18 protein-coding genes are annotated in these 21468 nt (G+C 57.6%); 14 read left to right on the top strand and 4 right to left on the bottom strand.

Features of this window, described 5'->3' with window-relative positions; genetic code table 11:
* Positions 1-131 precede the first annotated feature (131 nt).
* Together V3390_RS02210 and V3390_RS02205 are read left to right on the top strand one after the other, a co-directional pair.
* Positions 132-332, top strand: a complete 201-nt coding sequence (locus V3390_RS02210; protein WP_331703194.1) for a hypothetical protein — start codon at positions 132-134, stop codon at positions 330-332.
* A gap of 152 nt (positions 333-484) precedes the next feature.
* A complete protein-coding gene (locus V3390_RS02205; RefSeq protein WP_331703193.1) occupies positions 485-2752 on the top strand; it encodes a TonB-dependent receptor plug domain-containing protein in 2268 nt (755 codons plus the stop codon).
* A gap of 26 nt (positions 2753-2778) precedes the next feature.
* Here V3390_RS02205 and V3390_RS02200 read toward each other — a convergent pair whose 3' ends face one another.
* Entirely contained in the window at positions 2779-3216 is a 438-nt protein-coding gene (locus V3390_RS02200) for a hypothetical protein (RefSeq protein WP_331703192.1), read from the bottom strand.
* A gap of 109 nt (positions 3217-3325) precedes the next feature.
* On the opposite strand from V3390_RS02200, the gene V3390_RS02195 reads away from it, so the two are divergent.
* Positions 3326-3757 carry a low affinity iron permease family protein gene (locus tag V3390_RS02195; RefSeq protein WP_331703191.1) on the top strand — a complete coding sequence of 144 codons (432 nt, stop codon included), beginning with the start codon at positions 3326-3328 and terminating at the stop codon, positions 3755-3757.
* Here V3390_RS02195 and V3390_RS02190 read toward each other — a convergent pair.
* On the bottom strand, positions 3752-5842 hold the full coding sequence (locus V3390_RS02190; protein WP_331703190.1) for an amylo-alpha-1,6-glucosidase: 2091 nt from the start codon (positions 5840-5842) through the stop codon (positions 3752-3754). The genes V3390_RS02195 and V3390_RS02190 overlap by 6 nt on opposite strands.
* Positions 5843-5882: 40 nt before the next feature.
* A complete protein-coding gene (locus tag V3390_RS02185) occupies positions 5883-6479 on the bottom strand; it encodes a ferritin-like domain-containing protein (RefSeq protein WP_331690269.1) in 597 nt (198 codons plus the stop codon).
* A gap of 60 nt (positions 6480-6539) precedes the next feature.
* Between V3390_RS02185 and V3390_RS02180 the strand changes: the two genes are divergently transcribed.
* A complete protein-coding gene (locus V3390_RS02180) occupies positions 6540-7475 on the top strand; it encodes a glycosyltransferase family 2 protein (RefSeq protein WP_331703189.1) in 936 nt (311 codons plus the stop codon).
* 11 nt (positions 7476-7486) lie between these two features.
* Positions 7487-8113, top strand: a complete 627-nt coding sequence (locus tag V3390_RS02175) for a trimeric intracellular cation channel family protein (protein ID WP_331690267.1) — start codon at positions 7487-7489, stop codon at positions 8111-8113.
* 4 nt (positions 8114-8117) lie between these two features.
* Here V3390_RS02175 and V3390_RS02170 read toward each other — a convergent pair whose 3' ends face one another.
* Complete coding sequence (locus V3390_RS02170; protein ID WP_331703188.1) at positions 8118-9026, bottom strand: arginine deiminase-related protein; 909 nt, start codon at positions 9024-9026, stop codon at positions 8118-8120.
* 255 nt (positions 9027-9281) lie between these two features.
* Here V3390_RS02170 and V3390_RS02165 point away from each other — a divergent pair, with 255 nt between their 5' ends.
* The 9 genes from V3390_RS02165 to V3390_RS02125 all read left to right on the top strand — a co-directional run bounded on the left by V3390_RS02165 (position 9282) and on the right by V3390_RS02125 (position 21379).
* Positions 9282-9818 carry a hypothetical protein gene (locus tag V3390_RS02165; protein ID WP_331703187.1) on the top strand — a complete coding sequence of 179 codons (537 nt, stop codon included), beginning with the start codon at positions 9282-9284 and terminating at the stop codon, positions 9816-9818.
* Between the two features lie 75 nt (positions 9819-9893).
* The gene (gene iadA, locus V3390_RS02160; protein ID WP_331703186.1) at positions 9894-11078 is read left to right on the top strand and encodes a beta-aspartyl-peptidase; all 1185 of its coding nucleotides are present in this window, start codon (positions 9894-9896) and stop codon (positions 11076-11078) included.
* On the top strand, positions 11079-11927 hold the full coding sequence (locus tag V3390_RS02155) for a cyanophycinase (protein WP_331703185.1): 849 nt from the start codon (positions 11079-11081) through the stop codon (positions 11925-11927).
* A gap of 9 nt (positions 11928-11936) precedes the next feature.
* Positions 11937-14756: a cyanophycin synthetase gene (cphA, locus tag V3390_RS02150; RefSeq protein ID WP_331703184.1), complete on the top strand. Its 2820-nt coding sequence runs from the start codon at positions 11937-11939 to the stop codon at positions 14754-14756.
* The gene (locus V3390_RS02145) at positions 14740-16470 is read left to right on the top strand and encodes a Mur ligase family protein (protein ID WP_331703183.1); all 1731 of its coding nucleotides are present in this window, start codon (positions 14740-14742) and stop codon (positions 16468-16470) included. The genes cphA and V3390_RS02145 overlap by 17 nt, the downstream gene beginning before the upstream one ends.
* A gap of 111 nt (positions 16471-16581) precedes the next feature.
* The gene (locus V3390_RS02140) at positions 16582-17190 is read left to right on the top strand and encodes a hypothetical protein (RefSeq protein WP_331703182.1); all 609 of its coding nucleotides are present in this window, start codon (positions 16582-16584) and stop codon (positions 17188-17190) included.
* Positions 17191-17359: 169 nt separating this feature from the next.
* Positions 17360-19654, top strand: a complete 2295-nt coding sequence (locus tag V3390_RS02135) for a catalase (RefSeq protein ID WP_425492978.1) — start codon at positions 17360-17362, stop codon at positions 19652-19654.
* Between the two features lie 204 nt (positions 19655-19858).
* Positions 19859-20728, top strand: a complete 870-nt coding sequence (locus tag V3390_RS02130; protein WP_331703181.1) for a magnesium transporter CorA family protein — start codon at positions 19859-19861, stop codon at positions 20726-20728.
* A 57-nt stretch (positions 20729-20785) separates the two neighbouring features.
* Entirely contained in the window at positions 20786-21379 is a 594-nt protein-coding gene (locus V3390_RS02125) for a DNA-3-methyladenine glycosylase (RefSeq protein WP_331703180.1), read from the top strand.
* Positions 21380-21468 lie beyond the last annotated feature (89 nt).

Below are 21468 nucleotides of genomic sequence, written 5' to 3'. Positions count from 1 at the left end.
GGATGCGAGAATATTTCCAATCGGACAAATGCGTGACAGCGATCTCGGAACTACAGAAAAAAGGGGGGGGTACCCTGACATCTTACAGTCCTGTTCAGAACTGTAATAATCCAAATTAGGGAGGTAGTAAGATGAAGCGCACTATTAATCAAATATTTCTGGCCGTTGCTTTAATTGCCGTCACGGGTATTGCAATGGCAGCAACAATAAAAGTTACTACTGACAATGGGGATGGTACAAGTACGGTAGCGACCTATCAGGTGAATCCTGATGGTACTCGAACTCTTATCAGTGTAGTAATTATTTCTAACGATAAGCGTGCCCAACAATAAGTGTTGCGGTGTCGCAGCCATAGTGGCATCACATGCAGTGATGCCACTTTGCTCAAACCTTGTGATTCATGAAGTTACCTTTGTACACTGAGAATACATCCCGCCGATTTATAGTTTATTCGACTGATATGCGAGGATCATATTTAGAGGTCTTGATCTTGATTGCCGCAACTTTAGCTTTATCGGTGACTTCGTCGCCTTGCTATGCGCAACAGTCAGAAGCCGCCCGACGCGCCGACATTGAACAGCAGATTCGCAGTCAGATGTCCGGCGTCAATATGTCCGACGCACAGCTGAAATCCATGGTCGACGAGATTCTCGAACAGTCTAATAGGGCCGTTAAAGCTAATAAGGATGCCTCTGAGACAAAGCCTAAACCCAGCGATGCGGATTCGCGAGATGTAAAGACTGTCGGAAAGGTCAAAGTCAGTGGTCAGGCGGACCGGGACGTGACCAAGACCTATATCGGAAATGATCAGCTGGACGACCCTGCGAGTCAGTCGGTACTGGATGTACTGCGGCGGCAGCCCGGATTACAAGTCACGGGGAGCTCGGTCTCAATTATGGGCATGCCGGGTCGTTACACCCAGATTCTGGTAGATGGCAGACGGCCACCGCCGACGTTCAATCTGCAGAACTTAAAGCCCGCCGATGTGGACTATATCGAGGTGATGTTCGGTGCGGAGGCCGATAAGCCGAGCGAGGGTATTGCCGGCAGTATCAATGTCGTCCTGAAGCGTCGAGTTGTTAAGCGAAATCCGGTGGCGCAGGTGACGGTGGACGGTGGTAGTCTGTCCGGCATCGGGCTGTTCGGTTCGCTGAACTCAGTCGGTACCAACGGAAACTCGTTCACTGCTAACGCCAGTGCAAGCACCAGTATCCAGAGTAATTCCTCGAGTAGCGTGACGATTGCGGACACCCGTATGCACGGACAGGAGCGTAAGCAGGTTGATTCATCTACAAGTGCTACGACCTATCAGCAGAATGCGTGGTTGCGCTGGAATCGTACGCTTCCCGATAGCTCCTTCCTGGCGCTTTCGTTGACCGCGAATCGAATGGATCTGGCCTTTCTAAATTCATTCCACTATTCGGTGAACCTTTCGGATTCGCCAATGTTGTCGAGCCTATACAGTCGCTCTAAGACTTCTTCAGCAACCCCCAGTGTGCGATGGTCAAAGACCCTCAACTCAAAATGGACAACGGAATTGTTTGTGACTAGTGGCGCGTCAGAGCGTCGCTGGAACAGCTTTACCGATTTTGAGGGAGAGAATCTTCGCACCAACAGCCTGGGTGTAGTAAAGGATGTGCGGACCTCTGCAGACGCGAAATTAAATTACCGATACCGCAAGGGTGCTGAGCTGGAGTTCGGCATTGCCGGTGAACGCACGGAGTGGCGGTCCAAGGACCAAAAGGATGTCGGATCACTGTCGATCCAGACCTTGCAGGATCTTTCAACACAAGCTAGCCGGTCGGACCAAGCACTCTACGTCAAGTGGGTGCGATCCTTTGGAGAGAATTTGGGCATAAATACGGGGTTGCGGTGGACACATTGGCGCATTGCGCCGCCGGATGTCGCGGGGGGTGCGATTGCCGACCGCTTTGACGACTATGGACTCGCACCGTCGGTCAATCTGACCTATCGTTCCGAACGTAGCGGCAGGTGGTCCCTCAACGCGGCGCGGAGTTTCTCCCCGCCGACCTTTACCCAACTGGGTACCAGCTCCTTATCCGGAATTGCCGAACTTAACCGTCCGCTAGAGGCGTGGTCGATTGGAAACGCAAACCTTCGTAAAGAGGTCTCCGACATTGCAATGTTGTCTTGGGAAAAGAAGCTGACGCCACGATTCGATACAACCTGGCGAATCAGCGCTCGGCGGGTTCAAGACTCCATCGGATACATCATCACGCAAAATCTGCAATCGAATCTTTGGATCATGCAGCCAATCAATCTTCCGGATGCACGGATTCGAACGCTCACGGCTAGCGGCAAATATATTTATCCGTTGTCAGGAACGGCGCGGAGCTTTACGCTGGGCGCGACCGTCGTACGGAACTGGACACGCATTCAGGGGCTAGATTCTCGCTTTGGTCTGCAGGATCAATTGCCATTCAGTTCAACACTGACCTTCGACTGGCAGTTGGACGATGTCACTATGGGGCTAGACCTAGGCTATCAACGCGAAAGTGATGCATATAACGGACCCGGTTTTGTAACCCGAAAGGCATCCGGCTTCAGCGGCAACGGTCGGATTAGCTGGAAAGCCACACCGAATCTGACGGTGTCGGCGAATATGTACGGGCTGATTGCCCGGGATTTGAATATTGAGCGCGAATACCAACAGGGCGACGAAATGATGGTGATTCGGGACCTGAGTACCGCGGCGCCATTCGTTTCGATGACCGCGCGGTATCAGTTCTAATTAATCCGTCACTGAGGAGTGATGGCTCACCGGCAGAAGCCTTCGGCACCCTTGGTGATGACCAGGCAGTCGGTACGGTCGTCGCCGTAGTACTTCATGCCGGTGCCGGTTCCGTTGGTGGCGCGGATGGATTCGGTTTTGCCGTCACGCTCAAAGACGATGGCATCGCCTTCGAGCTTGCCGGTATAGACTTTGGGCGCGTCGAGATCTGCGAGTTCGATGCGGTAGCCTTCACCCTCGGCACTGATGGCGAGATAAGTGCCCTCGGGACCTGGCCAGCGGCCAACCCAATTGGTTGCCGGCGCTGCCGGTTGGGCTGCAGGGGTAGTCGCCGGAGTTGCGGTGGTGGAATCCGTAGCCGGGACCGGGGCTGCGGGCTCCTCGGTGCTTTGACTGCAAGCGGCGGTTGCCAGCAGAGTGGCCATGGCAACGGAAACGATTCGGAATTTCTGAGTGTGGGACATTTTGTGTTTCCGGTGAACGGTAGTCCTAGCGTGATGATGACATCATGTAAGTGTAGATCCTGTCATTTTTGTGTTGTCAGGCTCGAACCCATTCACGCAGGATTGAACCATGAAACCGGTTAACCGAGTATCCCCATTTACCCGCCTTGCCAAAGCAACTGCGCATTGGTCGGGACGACCGAGTGCCTTCCTGGTTGCACTGGGAATTACGGTGCTTTGGTTGCTGACGGGGCCGTTGTTTGGGTTCAGTAATACCTGGCAGTTGGTGATCAACACCGGGACCACGATTGTCACCTTTCTGATGGTGTTTCTGATTCAGAACACGCAGAACCGTGATTCCGAGGCAGTGCAGATCAAGCTCGATGAGCTGATTCGAGCCATCGGTAATGCGCAGAACGCATTACTGGATCTTGAAGAGCTCGAAGAGAAGGACCTGGATCGGATCCGTGCCGGCTATGTGGATCTGGCCAAGTTGGCCCGCCAGCATATTGCTGAGAGCGAGCAGGCGAGCACTGCAGTCAACGACTCGGGTCAATCATAGAGGCCGCGCCATTTTGACGTCTGGCAATGGTGTCCATTGCGGATCGCGGCTGGCGGTCCAATGCTTGACTGTGTGCCCACGGCGTTGCACTTGGACGCTGCCGGTTTTCAGCTGCGCGATTAGAGTCTCGCCGCTTTGCAGAGGTACCTGCAACGTTTTGAAGCCGAGCAATGAGAGATTGGCGGTAAACTGAATCTTGGTCGGCGTCCATTGGCAATGCTGCGCATTGCATTGCGTACGCAAGGTACCGGTGCCGATGCGTGCGGTTTGATCGACTTGCATCGATGACGGTAGACGCGGTGCTAACGTGACTTCGTGTTGGCTCAACTGCGGGCGAACGCCCACGAAATACTGATGCCAGACGCGCAACTGCTCCGATAGGGACCACGCTTGCGAATGCGTGCCGGTGAATCTTGGTAACGTTGCGCCCGGGCGCGGATAGGCATCCATGGTTTCCGGCAAACTGCCGTTGGTATTCAACGCTGTTTGCAAATTGAACTGAAACAGCGGCCACGCGAGATCCGGCCGGCCCAGTTCAATCATGCGCTGCATGGCGACGCCATCGAGCCATGGCCAGACCGTGCCGTTGTGATACGCCGCGTCCTTATGCCACTCACCGGGCGCCCAATGATACGGCAGAAAACCCGGGTCTTTGGCGCCAAGCGTTGCAACGCCCCACGGATAGACGAGCTGCGGCCACAGACGTTGCAGTTCGCGACGCTGCGTATCGCTGTCGACCAGATCGAGTGCGAACAGTGCGTTGGGTCGAATCTGTGTGTCAGGGGTGCCATCGGCATTCAGATGATCGGCTATGGCGTCGTCCACGACAAAATCCCTTGAAAAATGGGATCGAACGCGATCAGCGACCTGCTGCCAGCGCTCGGCATCTTCAGGGCGATTGTTGAGCTTGGCGAAGGCTACACCGGCCTTGAGTTGCTGCACCCACAGTGCCTGAATGTCGTTGGCCCGATTGGCACGCGGCGAGTACGAGGCCTTGTCGGGCTCGCGTCGGGCGTCCATCCAGGTCTCGTTATCGGCGTGCAACAGATAGCCGCTCTTGTCGGTGAAGTTCTTGAGTGCGCCTTCGATACTGGCGCTGACTACCGGATACAGAGTGCGTGCAAGTTGCACATCGCCGCTGTAGTCGACGTAATCACGTAAAGCCATGACAAAGCGTGGCGTGCCGTCGGTGGTGTGATAGTCCAACTCCGCCGGCTTGACGATGTTCGGCAGACGACCGTAGAACGGAGATTGCGGATCGCGATTCTGGAACTCGGCAAAGGAGCGCAAGATGCGGCTTGCGACTTCGAACTGACCTGTCACCAGAGTGGCTCCAGGCAGCGCAATGAAACTGTCGCGGCCCCAGTACTCCTGGAACCACGGCAGTCCCGCGTAGATGCCGTCACCACGTTGCGCGGTCACGAGCGAATCCATGCTGAGTGTGATCCAGTGCAGAGCATTCGTCGCATCACCGGCTTGCAGTGCATGCGGGCCACTGATCAGCGAACGCAGACGGCGCTCGCGTTGGGCCGTCCATTGCTGATTCTGCTTAAGCGCGAGCTGAGCCAGCTGTTGCGCCTCCTTAAATGAAGTGGCAACGGCGGCCACGGCGGTTTGCGGGGCCGTCTTTACTGCAACATGCCATTCACCGCCGGCGGCACGTGAACGCACATAATGCGATGCGTTGATGCGACGTAGGCCATCACCCTGCAATTCAAGCTCCGGCGCTGCTTTGGTACCGGTGAACGACCACATGACGACATCGCGATTGTCGAACAGGCGCACCGTCTCGGTGACGTTGCCCGGATACACGCGACGCAGCTCATTTGGCGTCAACTCGGCGGTGCCGCCCTGCGCGGGATCCAACACCTTGCCGTTGATACGGAACTGCGCATCGCTGAAGATGCGCTCGGCGGCAATGGTAAAGCCGCGAAACCACGCATGCTCCGGATGATCGTTGCGATGAGTTTGTGTCTGATAGAACGCCGAACGCTTGTTGGTGAAGACCGCCTCGCGGTTCTGTGTGGCATCGGAGGGCAGGCGTAACGCGGTCAGCGGATCCTTCGCCCAGCAAAAGAGCGGCACTGCCAGCAGCGCCGCTCCCGCAGACCAACGTAATCCGGACTTACTTGACGCGTTCGAGCCAGTCGGAAAGTTCGTCGGCGTGTTCTTCTTCATCTTCGAGAATGGATTCCAGCAGGCGACGCGTTGTCGGATCCTGATCACCGATGAGTTGAATCATCTGGCGGTAGGTCTCAACGGCGATGCGTTCGGCAATGAGATTGGAGCGAATCATGGACTTGAGGTCCGTATCGTCATTGTAATCGGCATGACTGCGGGCAGTCAGGGTGTCGGGATTGAAGTCAGGCTCACCTTGCAGCTGAACGATACGCTCAGCAATGCGGTCGGCGTGGGCCGATTCGGATTGGGCGTGCACCATGAACTCCTCGGCAATGGCCGGCGACTCCAGACCCTTGGCAGTGAAATGATGGCGCTTATAACGCATCACGCAAACCAGTTCCGTAGCCAGCGAATCGTTCAGCAGTTTGACGATTGCTTCGGAGCTGCCCTTGTTCGAAGGAGTGACCGCACCCTCGTCTAGCGACTTGCGTGCGCGTTCAATTGCAGCCGTGTCCAGCCGGAGGCTGCCGGTTGCGGTGTTGCTCGGGACGGCCTTTTTGGCCGGGGCGGATTTTTTGACGGCGGACTTCTTGCTGGCCATGAGGGGGACCTGTGACAGACGGAGAAGCGCTCATGATGCTCCCGAAAGTGTCATCTCGCCGTGAAAATCGCAGCGGCACCGTACAATAAAGCCATGATCACGGCCATCGTCGTTACTTATCACCCGGAGCCGAAGGCGCTCGTTGCGCTGCTCGGACTGCTGGCCGCTCAGGCCGATGCAGTGCTGGTGGTGGATAACGGCTCACCCGACGAGATGCTGGCATCGGTTCGTTCCGAATCGCCATCGCATATTGAGTGGATTGCCAACGAACGCAATGTGGGTCTGGGGCAGGCCATCAATCTCGGTGTTGAGTGTGCGCTGGCCAACGGCAGTGATGCCTTCGTGCTGTTTGATCAGGACAGCACACCGAGCAAGGATCTGATCGCGACCCTGGATAAGGCGTACTGGGATTTGTCGGCGTCACATTGGGTTGGTGCGGTTGGACCGGCCTTTGCGGATGCGCGCAGCGGCAAGCTGCAGCCGTTCGTTCGGATCGGGTTTCCGCTCAATACCAAGATCGTGCCGCAGGACGAACAGCCGGTGCAGTGTGATTACCTGATCACCTCGGGTTGCTATATTCCGGCAGCGGTCTGGAATGATGTGGGTCCGCTGGATGCGTCGTTGTTCATTGACAATCTCGACATGGACTGGAGTTTCAGGGCGCGAGCCAAGGGTTATGCCCTGTTCGGCATTCCGTCGGCCGTTATGGATCACGCCATCGGTGATCGCCTGATTCAGCTACCGATGAATCTGGGCGATGTCATGGTCCACTCGCCCAAGCGCCTGTATTTTTCGTCACGCAATCGGGTGCTGCTGTATCGGCGCCCGCATGTGAGTGCCACCTGGGTGGCGCAGGATATTCCGCGTTTTGCACTGAAATTCCTGCGTCTGGCGGTGCTGGTCAAACCACGCCGGCAAGTCGTCCGCGCCATGTTGCTGGGCCTGTTCGATGGCCTGGCCGGCCGCAGCGGCGAGCCCCGCTACCGATTCGACTAAGAGCACACCGCATGTCACTCGATACCTTCATCCTGTTTGCAGACCTGCTCGGAACGTTCGTGTTCGCATTGTCAGGCGCCACCGTGGCAGTACGTGCACGGCTCGATGTGTTTGGCATCATTGTGCTGTCATTTGTAGCGGCCACCTTTGGCGGCATGTTCCGTGATCTGTTGCTTGGCGACCACCCTCCGGTTGCCCTCAAGGGCTGGTATCACATCGCCGTGAGTTGCGCGGCCGGCCTGTTTGGTTTCTATCGCCATCGCTGGATCGAACACTTCCGCAATCCGGTCCGTATTCTCGATGCGGCCGGTCTTGGCCTGTTCGTGGCACTGGGTACGCAAAAGGCCTTGGAATACGGAGTGCAACCGATTCCGGCCATGCTACTTGGCATGCTCACCGGCATTGGCGGCGGCGTTGTACGCGACATGATGGCTGCACGGGTGCCGGTCGTGTTTCAGCCCACGGAACTGTACGCCGTTGCGGCATTGGCCGGCGCTGCAGTGATTGCCATCGGTTACAACTTGCCGATTCCGACGCCGGTGGTTCTGACCGTCGGCGCCATCATTGTGTTTGTGATGCGCTATCTCGCCATTCGGCGTGGCTGGACTTTGCCCACAGCCAAAGACGCTGACCTCTAATCCGTCAGAAGATCTCGCCGACGCAGCAGCGCAGGGAGCCGCCGGCTGCTTCGATCGCATCCAGCGCAACGGATTCGACCTTGAACCCGGCCGCATTCAGTACATCGCGATGCGGTGCGCTCAAAGCATCCGCGGCCCGCTGACTCATCCACACGGTATCGCTGCTCACCGAGATGCAGTTACCGACAAAGGCGGCGTGCTCTTCGGCAGAGCAGATCACTGCACTTGGGGCATAGAAGTCGGCGATTGCCTGCGGAATGGCGGGGTCGGCAAATCCGTTCGGACAGACCACGGCAGCGCGACCTGCCAGGATCGCCAGCACCACGTTGGTGTGATACTCGCCGGGAGTCAAATCAAACAGCAGGGATGCACGCAGTCCGAAGGCCTGATGCATCAGGCGGGCACCTTCCTCATCGCAGCGTTCGGACAAGCCAAAAAAGCCCAGACCGCGAGCACGATCCATTACCAGTGCGCCGGTCAGTTCGGCGGGATGGTCCTGCAATGAGAGATCAACGATGTCGTAGCCGAGCACATCCGAGAAAAAGCGGCGAATGTCGGTGCGCTGCGTCTCGCGCTGACGGACCTCATGGCGCATGCGGCCCACGATAGCAGTGCCACAGGCGGTTCCGAATGCGTTGTTCGGGAACACAGCATCGGGCGTTTCGGCAGATCCCGGAAAGGCAATGGTCGGCAGGATCAGACTTAGACGGCGTTGCAGCTCGCGGTGTTGTGCCAGCGCGGCGTCCGCATCAAAGGCTTCGGCGCCGGCCATGTAGGTATTGTCGGTAGCCGACTGCTCGGCCAGACGAAATCCCAACGGTGTCACCACAAAGGCCGCCTTGGCCGTTGCAGAGCGGTCGGCCGCTAGCGTGGCGGCGTGGCGAAAGAATTCGGTGGGGGTGCGCGTGATCATAAATGAAGTCTCGGTGCGGATCTTGATGATACGTCAAGAGGGATTCTCTCAAAACATCAGGGCGCTACCGTTTTTTCTTGCCATTCACGATGCGATCCCAAACAATAATTCTATCTGTAGTTGCCGAGGGGGCCTGTCATCACCAGCGCAAAGACACTCAAAGAGAAGCAGCGCGCCGTTATCGATTCGGTCGACGAGAATACGCGCGTTCGGGTACATCGTGCCATCAGCTGGCTGGATCGCTCCGAGCGCGAAATGGACGATCCCGCCGCGCGTTTCATTTTTCTATGGATATCGCTCAATGCCGCATATGCCCGCGAGTTCGGGCATGAAATGAGCGAGCGCGACCAGGCGCGGGACTTCATTGCGCGGCTCCTGCAATGCGATAAGGAAAAGCGAATCCACGCGGCCCTGTTCGATACATTCAGCGGTCCCATTCGTCTGCTGATCGACAACAAGTTCGTTTTTGAGCCTTTTTGGACTGCATTGCGTACCCACGACGACTCGGAGAAATGGCGAGAGTCGTTTGATGCGGCTAGAGCCTTAGCCATGCGGGCCATCGTGAATGGCGAGACCGAATTGCTGATGTCCATTGTGGCGGACCGTCTTTACGTGCTGCGCAATCAGCTGGTTCACGGTGGTGCGACCTGGAACAGCGGGGCCAACCGGTCGCAGCTGGCGGATGCCGTCGCCATCCTGAGTACACTAATGCCCATCATCATCGAGCTGATGATTGATTGCCCGGAAATGGCGCTTGAGAACGATCGCATCAATTACCCGTGGATTCGCTAAACAGCGCGGTCGGCGACAGGGAGTCTTTGCGGTATATTGAATTTCCGTGTCCCGATTTTGCTTAGGAGCCTAAATTTGCTGCTGTTGCGCAACGCCAATCTCTATGCGCCCGAACCGCAAGGTCTGCAGCATCTCCTGATTGGATCCAACCGCATCCTCTGGATCGGCAACCAGGATCCTGACCATATCGGGCTGCCGGTTACGGTTGTCGATCTCGAAGGCCGAGCCGTCATCCCGGGTTTTGTCGATGGACACGTGCACGTCACCGGCGGCGGTGGCGAGACCGGCTATGCAAGTCGCGTGCCGGCGCCCAATTTGTCCAAATACACTACTGCCGGCGTCACCTCGGTCATTGGTCTGCTTGGCACCGATGATCTGGTGCGGAGCACCGCCCAACTGGTGGCACAGATCTATGCGCTCCGCGATAGCGGACTGTCCGCCTGGGGCTACTGCGGCGGTTACCATGTGCCGCCTGTGACCCTGACCGGTTCGGTGCGCGGTGACATTGTTCTGGTCGAGCCCCTGATTGGTGTCGGCGAACTGGCCATTAGCGATCATCGTTCCAGTCAGCCTACGCTGCAGGAGCTCCTGCGGATCGCAGCCGATGCGCATGTTGCCGGACTGATGAGCGGCAAGGCCGGCATCGTCCATCTGCATTTGGGCGACGGTGCACGCGGTCTTGAACTGGTAAGCCAGGCCCTTAGCACCAGCGAAATTCCTGCACGCGTATTCCAGCCGACTCACGTCAATCGCCGTAAAGCCCTGTTTGACGAGGCGCTGCAGCTTGCAGAGCAAGGCTGTCACATTGATGTCACAGCCTTCCCTGTTGAAGAAGGCGAGGATGCGTGGAGTGCCGCCCAAGCCGTGATGCGCTATCTCGACAAGGGCTTGCCGCAGCAACGCCTGTCGGTCAGTTCCGATGCCGGCGGCTGCTTGCCTTGTTTTGATGCCGAAGGCCGTGCCTGCGGTATGGACGTTGCCCACTCCGGTTCGATGATCGACACCTTGCGCGAGTTGCTGCAAGCCGGCGTGCCGATGGCGACGGCGGTGCCGTTGTTCTCATCCAACCCCGCCGGACTGCTGCGCCTGCCGCGCAAGGGGCATCTCCAAGTCGGTTTTGATGCCGATCTGATTGTCCTTGATGAGCACAACCACCCGCTGCACGTGCTCGCACTCGGCGAGTTTCATGTGCGCAACGGTGAGGTGGTGCGGCGCGGACTTTTTGAAAACGATTTACTGAACCAGGGACAGGTTGACTGAATGGCACCAAGCAAGACCAACGAAGTGGTACAGCGCGGATGGATTATTCCTATCGGCGGTGCCGAGGATAAGCTGCAACGCCGACGCATCTTAAGTCGCTTTGTGTCGCTCAGCGGTGGTAGCGAGGCACGCATCGTGATCATTCCGACGGCAAGCCGACTCACGACAACCGGTGACAGGTATTTGCGACTGTTTACCGAGCTTGGTGCCAAAGATGTTCAGGTGGCCGACATTCTCACGCGCGACGATGCCGAGCGTGAGGACTATCTGCAAATGATCGAAAACGCGACGGGTGTGTTTCTTACCGGGGGCAATCAGTTGCGCATTACCACCATCATCGGTGGAACCAGTGCCGCCAAGGCGATTCGGCGCGGCAATGCCAAGGGCCTTAATGTCGCAGGGACGAGTGCGGGCGCTAGCGTGCTGTCCGATCACATGATTGCGTTCGGCAAGGATGGTTCCTCGCCGCGCGCAGGCGCGGTGCGGCTGGCGCCGGGACTTGGATTGACCAACCGCTTCATCATTGACCAGCACTTCCGGCAGCGTGACCGGCTAGGACGCCTGATATCGGCCTTGGCTTTCAACCCGCATCCGACCGGTATTGGTCTCGATGAGGATACAGCCGCCTTCATTGGCCCCGACAACACGCTCGAGGTCGAGGGCAGTGGTGCACTCACGTTGGTGGACAGCAGCAAGACGCAGTTTTCCTCGATGGCAGAGGTCGGTGTCTCCGATCCCATCTGTGTATTGGGCATCACTGTTCATATCCTTGCAAAGGGTGCAACGTATAACCTGCACACTCGCACGGCCTCACCCGGCACGCTCGATGTCGAGCGCACACTGGAGTAACAGAACAATATGCGTATTCTTGATCGAAACATTTACGTCGGCCCCTCGCAATACGCACTGTTTCCGGTCATCCGGCTGGAGCTCGATCTCGAGTCACTAGAAGACTGGCCCACCGCAAAAATCGGTCAGGAGTTTGTCGACGGCCTGCTTGAAGCATTGCCGGGACTGGCAGGGCACGGCTGCTCGTATCGCACGCCGGGCGGATTTGTGCGCCGCATGCGCGAAGACGACGGCACCTGGATGGGCCACGTGCTGGAACACATGGCGCTCGAGCTGCAGAATGTCGCCGGCGAGAGTGTCACCTTCGGCAAGACGCGTTCCGTGCGCGATGGCCGTGTCGGCGTCTATAACGTCATCTACGAATACGAACAGAAGGAAGAGGGGATCGCCGCCGGTGAGTTGGCGATGCAGCTGATTGATTCGCTGCTGCCCGACCATCTGCGTACGCCGGGCCTGGTGCCCGAGGGATGGAACTGGACCGAAGCGCTGGAGGGCTTCATTCGCTACGCACAACGCAGAGCCTTGGGTCCTTCGACGGCAGCGCTGGTTCGTGCGGCCGAACGTCGCAAGATTCCATGGTTGCGTCTCAACCAACATTCCTCGCTGATCCAACTGGGTCATGGCAAGTACCAGCAACGGATCCAAGCTACGGTGACCGGTCGCACCTCGCACATTGCAGTGGAACTGGCGAGCGATAAGGAGGAGACCAATCGGATTCTCGGCGCACTCGGGCTGCCGGTGCCGCGTCAGGAGCTGGTCACCGATGCAGACGAGGCGGTTGCCGCCGCCCGTCGCTTGCGTGGCCCTGTGGTGTTAAAGCCCTACAACGGCAATCACGGTCGCGGTATTACGATCAACATCCAGGCTGAAGCGGATGTTCGTGAAGCCTTCGCTGCGGCACAGGAACATTCAAGATCCGTCATCGTCGAAACGTTTCAGACGGGCGATGACCACCGCATGCTGGTGGTTAACGGTGAACTGGTTGCGGCCACGCGTCGTACACCGGGTTGCGTAATCGGCGATGGCAAACAGACCGTAGCCCGGCTGCTCGAGGAACTGAATTCGCATCCGGACCGTGGCGTCGGGCATGAGAAGATCCTGACGCAAATTAAGCTCGACCGTGAAGCGCTGGATCAGCTGCAGCGCGCCGGCAAGACCGTGGATTATGTGCCGCAAGTTGGCGAAGTCGTACAGCTGCGCGCAACCGCGAACCTGTCAACCGGCGGTACGGCAACCGATGTGCTCGACATCGTCCACCCCGACAATCGTTCGATGGCGGAGCGTGCAGTGCAGGCTATCGGACTTGATGTGGGTGGCGTTGACTTCATTACGCCCAACATTGCCGAGAGTTATAAGAGCGCGGGGGGTGCCATCTGCGAAATTAACGCAGCGCCGGGATTCCGCATGCACGTGGCTCCGAGCGAGGGCACACCACGCGATGTTGCGGGTCCTGTGATTGACATGCTGTTTCCGCAGGGTGCATTAGCTCGCGTCCCGATCGCTGCAATTACAGGCACCAACGGTAAGACCACCACCTCACGCATGGTGGCGCACATTGCCAAGATGGCCGGCTATACGCCGGGCCTGACCACCACCGATGGTGTCTACATTGACGGTCACCGCACTGTCGAAGGCGACATGACCGGCCCGATCTCTGCACAGATGGTGTTGCGTGATCCCACCATTGACTTTGCGGTGCTCGAGACCGCACGTGGCGGTCTGGTGCGCGCCGGAATGGGCGTAAGCAAGGTCAATGTCGGTGCCGTTATCAACGTCGCAAGTGATCACCTGGGACTCAAGGGCGTTAATACGCTGGAGCAGTTGGCGGAGATCAAGCGCATCGTGGCAGAAGTTGCACGAGACTGCGCGGTACTGAATGCCGACGATCCCCTGGTGGTTCGCATGTCCGGCTACACCGATGCCAAGGTGATCTGCTATGTCACCATGGATCCTTCGAATACGTTTGTGCGGGACCACGTGCGTGCAGGCGGTCGAGCCTGTGCACTCGAGGAAGGCGTTAACGGCGAGATGATCACCATCTACGATCAGGGCAAGCATATCCCGCTGCTGTGGACGCATCTGGTGCAGGCCACTCTCGAAGGCCAGGCGCGGCATAACGTGCAGAATGCCATGATGGCAGCAGCCGTTGCGTATTCGATGGGTATCAAACTCGATGCGATTCGTCAGGGCTTGCGGACTTTTGACACCAGCTTCTTCCAGGCACCCGGTCGTCTGAACGTCTTCAACAAGTTGCCGTTCAAGGTGATCATGGATTACGCGCACAACGCGCATGCTGTGAACATGATGGCGGACCTGGCCCAGCGAATTGATGTCATCGGCAAGCGCATCGTGGTGCTATCCGGTCCGGGAGATCGCCGCGACGAGGATCTGAACGAGACCGCGATGGCGGTGAACGGTCGCTTCGATCATTACATTCTCCGACGCGATGACAATGCCCGCGGACGCGCACATGACGAGGTGCCCAGGATTCTGGCCGCTGCATTGCGCGCAGCCGGTGTCCCGGACTCCGCGATTACGGTGATTCCGGATGAGCCCGCCGCAGTCGAAGCGGCGCTGACCATGGCCGGTAAAGGTGACTTGGTCATGGTCTTTGCCGATGCGCTGACTCGTACATGGAAACAGATCACCAAGTTCGGCCTCCATCCGGAGCCGGTCGATCAGGCGCCGAGCGTGACGGTTGCAAAGCCGGAGTTGTCGACCTCGCTGGATCCGGCCGAAGACCATGCTTACGATGCATCGGCAATGCAGGGCATGGTCCGTGACGACCGCGGCCTGCATTACACGCGCAGCGATGAGCAAAGCGACTGAGTTCCGCCGCATGCCCTTTACGTTTGATGAATCGCGCCGGCTGACCGGCACCAATGTGTTCTTTGAGCATCCGGGCGCGGCCCTGGAGGCTATCGGTACGGACATTTCGGATGCTGTCATCGATGAGTGGCAGAACGGCATCCAGATGGCGCGCCTGCAGTTGGGCTGGCCCGATGCCGACATCGTGTGGCGCCGACATGTCAGTGGTGTCTCCCTGGCCTTTGCGGCGCCGGACGATCAGCTGATGACCGCCACCGAGGTCAACGAGTGGGCCCTGACGCGAGCCGCTCAGGACGCCGGTGCGCAGGCGCTTACCAACGAATTGCCTCAAGTCATCATTGAGATGGCGCAGCAGGAAGCCGATCCCGCACTGATGGCCCTCATCACGGCGGCGCGCGAGCGCAACATTCCGGCACATTGGGACGACGAGTTCTTTACCGCCGGCGAAGGACACTTCGCTCATCACTGGCCTGCGAATCAACTGCCTGATGTCAGTGCGTTAGACGCAGAATCTGTGGGCCGCATCAAAAAGGCTATTGTCACCGGATCCAATGGCAAGACCACGGTCACCCGTGCCTTGGCCAAGATACTCTCGATGGCCGGTCTTCACGCCGGCTATTCCAGCACCGATGGCATTGTGGTCGACGGCCAAGTCATCGAAGAAGGGGACTTTTCCGGTCCAATGGGCCTGCGCTCGGTATTACGCAACCCGTCGGTAGAAGTCGCCATTCTGGAAACGGCGCGTGGCGGCTTGCTTCGCCGCGGCTTGGCCACTCAGGATGCGGATGTAGCTATCGTCACGAATGTCAGCGCCGATCATTTCGGCGAGTATGGTGTTCACAGTCTCGACGATCTGCGTGAGGTCAAGCTGCTGGTCCGCAAGTCGCTGCGTCCCGGCGGAACTCTTGTGTTGAATGCCGGAGATGCAGAAACGGTTGCGCGCATCCGGACCTTTCCGGGCATTCGGAAGGGATGGTTTGGCAGTTCATTGCAGCAGGCGCGCGCGCTGGGCTTGCCCGCGTGCGGAATTGACAGAGGAAGCCTTCGCCTGGTGACCGCGAACGGCGAATGGAACCTTGGCGAAACGATGGCGATGCCGATTGGCTTGCACAACAGGGCGCCGTATAACCTTGAAAACTTGGCGGCTGCAGCACTGGCGGCGCACGTCTTGGGTGTCAATGCCGGACGTATTGCCGATGCGTTGTTGACCTTCGGTAAGGACAGCAAGGATAACCCCGGACGTTTACAGTACTGGTCTATCAACGGCGTGCATGTACTGCTCGACTATGCGCACAATCCAGAGGGGTTACGGTCGCTTCTGAATGTTGCACACCAGATGGGCACAACAGGTCGTGTGGGATTACTGCTGGAACAGGCAGGCAATCGCACCGACGATGACATACGCGACTTGGCCGCGGTCGGCGCATTGGCGGCACCCGAGCGGGTCTGGATCAAGGATCTGGGCGGGGAATACACCCGCGGCCGGGCCAAGGGTGCGGTCATAGCGATTCTGTCCGATGCGCTGTTCAATTCGGGCCTGGCAACACGGCAAGTGATCGCAGTCGAAAGCATCGAGCACTTAATTAAGGAGGCGTTGGCATGGGGACAGCCGGGCGATGTGCTGGTGCTACCTGTCCATGCCACAGAGGAGCGCAACTTGGTGATTGCACTACTCGACGCAAAAGGCGTCCAAGGCATCGAGGGCGAAGCATAAAAATTAGGTAAAGCTCCGGCTTGCAGTTCGATGTATCCCTGAAAATCTTCACAGGATTTTGCTATTTCCTGTGCAAAGATCATCCCTACATTCGACTCTAGGAGCGGGAACATGGCAAAAAAACCGTACGACAGTGGCGCGGTTAAAGAGCTTCTTCTTCAAGCTCTCGAAACGGAGCGCGGCGGCATCAAGATATATACCGCAGCCATCGCCGCAGCAGTTAATAAAGATCTCCGCAAGGAATGGCAGGAGTATTTGGACCATACCAAGCACCACGAACAGGTCCTGACCAACGTCTTTGCCGAGCTTGGCATGGATACTGAGGAAACCAGCCCGGGGCGTCAAGTCTGCGCGCATATCGGCGCCTCCCTAGTTAAGGCCATCGAGCTTGCCCGAGCCGAGGCCGATCCCGCCGATGCGGAACTGGTGGCCTGTGAATGTGTAGTTCTGGCCGAGACCAAGGACCACTCCAATTGGGAGTTGATCGGTAAAGTTGCTGAAGCCGGTAAGGATGACGTGGCAAAGGTCCTGAAGGCCGCATACGAAGAGGTGGAAGAGGACGAAGACCATCACCTCTATCACACGATGGGCTGGTGTCGCGAACTGTGGATTCAGCGACTGGGAATGCCTGCGGTATTGCCTCCGCCCGAAGAGGTAAAGCAAGTGGAGACCGCAATCGGTGCATCCCGCGCGGAGCAAGCTCGCGAAGACATGCTGTAGACCCGCAAGCCCGCCCTCCGGCGGGCTTGTTATTGAATTTTTCTTTCCCTGATCCACTCTCCGCCATGGAGTTGATATGGCTACTACACGCAAGACATCGAGAAGCAATAAGCAACATGCAGGGGTTGCTACCCGCAATTCCGGTAACGCCCAGCCTAAGGTCCCGCCCGTGGGTTCCGGAACCCTTCTCGCAGAACAGGCCGCCGAAACGGAAGCCACCGCGTCGGAAATGTCGTTTAACGAAATGAAGGCAGGCGAATACGGCCACGAAGCGGGCTTGGATCCGTGGGAAGGTACCGAGGTGACCCCGCCTTCGCCCTTGGCTACTGCGAGTACCGTTGCTGAGTCGTCACGGTCAGCAAAGTTGGGCTCGCAGGCAACTCCCGGTGTTAATTCGACCATCGACTCGCTGGATCGCGTAAGGGTTGACAGCGCCGGCCAGCGTATGACGACCAATCAAGGTGTCCCCGTAGCGGATAACCAGCACTCGCTAAAAGCGGGACTCCGCGGACCGGCGTTGTTAAAAGACTTCATCTTGCGCGAGAAGTTGACGCATTTTGATCACGAAAGAATTCCCGAACGCATCGTGCACGCCCGTGGTTCAGCGGCGCACGGCTATTTCGAGTGTTACGGTCCGCAAACGGAACTTACCAGCGCCGCTCCTTTCCGGGAAGCGGGTAAAATCACTCCGGTCTTTGTACGCTTTTCCACTGTCGCTGGCGAGCGCGGTAGCAAAGACACCGCGCGGGACGTACGCGGGTTCGCGGTCAAGTTCTACACCGATGAGGGCAATTGGGACCTGGTGGGCAACAACATGCCGGTGTTCTTTATTCAGGACGCCATGAAATTCCCCGATTTGGTTCACGCCGTGAAGCCGGAACCGCATCATCAGATGCCGCAAGCGGCTTCCGCTCACGACACGTTCTGGGACTTTGTATCGCTGATGCCGGAGTCAACCCACATGCTGATGTGGCTGATGTCAGACCGCGCGATCCCCCGTAGTTACCGGATGATGGAAGGCTTCGGTGTGCATACCTTCCGATTTGTGAACGCGCGCCACGAATCGCTCTTCGCCAAATTTCACTGGAAGCCGCTGCAAGGCACGCATGCACTTGTATGGGATGAGGCGGTCAAGATCTCCGGCTGTGATCCGGACTTCCATCGACGTGACCTGTGGGAGGCAATTGAGTCCGGGGCCTTTCCGGAATGGGAACTCGGAGTTCAGGTGTTCACAGAGGCGGAGGCCGAGCAGTTTTCCTTCGATGTCCTCGATCCGACTAAGCTGATACCCGAAGAGCTGGTACCTGTGACTCCGTTAGGCCGTATGGTTTTAAATCGCAACCCCGACAACTTCTTTGCTGAAACCGAGCAGGTCGCCTTCTGTACGGCGCATGTGATTCCCGGTATCGATTTCAGTAACGATCCGTTGCTTGCCGGTCGCATTCACTCCTATGTCGATACCCAGCTCACACGCTTGGGTGGGCCCAACTTTCATGAGATTCCGATCAACGCGCCGATCGCTCCTGTTCACAACAATCAGCGCGACGGCCTTCATAGGCAGGCTATTCATCGTGGCAGGGTATCTTACGAACCGAACTCCCTCGGAGGTGGCTGTCCGTTCCAGGCCGGTGCCGCCGGATATGTATCGTTCCCCGAGCCTGTGCAACAGGACGAAGTGCGTGGTAAGCCCGAAAAATTTGCCGAACATTACAACCAGGCTGCGATGTTCTACAACAGCCAATCACCGGTGGAGAAGGCGCACATCGCAGCAGCCTTCCGGTTTGAGCTTTCCAAACTGACCGTGCCGGCGATCCGTCGCAGGGTCGTGTCGATGCTTCGCAATGTTTCGGACGATCTGGCCGCGCAAGTTGCCGAAGGACTGGGTATGCCCATGCCGGATCCGATGCCGCGCGCGCTATCGGAAGCCCCTAAGCCGGAAGTTGACAAATCGGCGCCGCTTTCCATGTTCGCACGCCCCGGAGTAACGGGGCCTGCGTCCAGAAAGGTTGCGATTTTCGTCGGCGACGGCGTCGACGGCAACCTAGTAGCAAAGGCCGGGGACGCACTTTCGAAGGTGGGCGCAGTCGGACGGCTGGTTGGGCCGCGCGTCGGTCTGTTCACTGCTAAGGATGGGAGCCAGATAGAAGCCGACGCTTCGTTTGAAAACGAGCCATCGGTTCTGTTTGATGGTGTGATCATTCCCGATGGCGAAGGCACAGCAAAGGCTTGGACTCGGGACGGACGGGCTGCTGAGTTTGTGAAAGATCAGTTCCGTCACCTTAAAACCATTCTTGCCATAGGTGACTCAGTCACGTTCGTGGAGGGCGCCGGTATTCTCCGCGATGAGGCGGACCCCGGCTTGCTACTCCTTAGCGAACCTAAGGCCGATGCGTTTAGCCTGTTTATCAAAGCACTTGCCCGACACCGACACTTCGAACGGGAGACCGATCCGCCGCGGGTCTAGGTCCAATAACGTAATCAGGTGGTGCTTCTGCGAATTGCCGCAGCGCCACCTCATTGTGTATCGGGAAAGCACATGAACGCGTCTCTCTGCCAACCAAATTCAGCGTTTAACTGCGATGGAGTGAGAATTATCCATTACTGCGCAGACGGTCAGGCTAAAGCGGTCGACTGCGCCGAGCTCGCACCGTCAGAACGATCTGACGACATGTTCTGGATTGATCTTCAGACGAATACCTGCCCGGAGTCGGTCCTGGTTCGATTAAAGATTCCGGCGCCGCTGGTAGAGAATGCCACTTCGACAGGGAGCACTCCGCTGATCGGCGTGGACGGTGAATTTGCGTGGTGTCGGGTTGCCGTTCCTCACCATACGGGAAATCTTAAATTTGACGGGAAGATGCTGGACCTCTTCTTGGGGCCGGGCTTCATCATGAGCCGTCACGAAAGACCTATCGCCTTCATCGATGCGCTTCGCGAACGGGAATACGTACATTCTCGCCTCGGTTGTCTCGATGCACGTTCTTTTATGGGATCGCTGCTGGACTGGAGCTTGGACACGTATTTCGAAGCGGTCATGCAGTTCGAAGGAGAGTTGGATCGGATCGAAGCCGATATATTGGAGGACCGGTATGACGAGGACTCGGTAAAGCTGGCCAACATGCGCAAGACGGCCGCGCGGCTACGCAGAATGATCAACAGTCACCGCATTGTGTTCTCGAGCCTTGCTCGCGCCGACTTCATGCCTGAGGCCCCAGAGTCGGTTGCCAGGCAGTTTGAGAGGTTGGAACAGCAATTTCTAAATGCAGTCAGCGCCGTAGAGGGCATGCGCGAACTGGTCGTCGGAACGCTCGAAGTCCTCACCAACAGAATCGCACTTCGCACCAACAAGAGCCTCCGGGTCCTGTCTTTTCTGGCCGCTACATTTGGCTTTATGTCCGTAGTGGTGGGAGCAATGGGCATGAATTTTGAGACCAGCTTCTTCGGAACAAAGGACTTGGGCTTCTTTGTCACGATCGGTGCGATGCTTGCAGTATCGGCGCTGCTGATTGTCATTAGCGCCCACCGCAAGTGGTTCTAGCGCACATACCCCACCATCGGACGAGCCGGTTCCGGTCAGCGGCAGAACCTAGGGCCAATGACGCATATGTTCTCTAAACGAAGTGTTCTTCCGCGTGAGTTCTTTTCTCGCAAGCCGGACATGGTCGCTCCGGAACTCCTTGGCAAGCTTTTGGTACACGAAGACGGGCGCATCGCACGCTTAGTGGAAGTGGAGGCCTATGCCCAGGACGATCCTGCTTCACATACGTACCATGGTCAAACTCTGCGGAATCGATCCATGTTTGGACGCGCCGGACATCTTTATGTCTACTTCAGCTACGGCATTCACTGGTGTGCCAACGCGGTATGCGGGCAGGAAGGGGACGGGGCAGCGGTTCTATTGAGGGCAGCGGAGCCGCTGAAAGGGATCAATCTCATGCGGCAGGCGCGGGGTCGTGAGGCCCTTCGTGACTTGTGTAGCGGACCGGGCAAGCTGGCCCAAGCATTCGGAATTGACAGGGATCTAGACGGGTTAGATATCACCGCTGAAGGAATGATCACCATTCAGGACGATGGTTGGACACCGGATGTGATTCTTGCATGCCCGCGCGTAGGAATCAGCAAGGCAACAGATCTGGAGCTGCGGTTTGTTGTCGCAGGAAGCGCGTATGTCTCGAAAAAGCCGCCCTGATCTGTGTCTGCAATTGGTGGTATGGGTACTCTCTAACCCAAAGAATAACTATCTGATTTCAAAGTACTTTAGGCATGCTGAATTGGTGT

The sequence above is a fragment of the Aquilutibacter rugosus genome, from assembly GCF_036541335.1.
Taxonomy (GTDB): Bacteria; Pseudomonadota; Gammaproteobacteria; order Xanthomonadales; family Xanthomonadaceae; genus Aquilutibacter; species Aquilutibacter rugosus.
The sequence above is the reverse complement of the archived record's forward strand: the minus strand, read 5'-3'. Positions and strand labels throughout refer to the sequence as shown.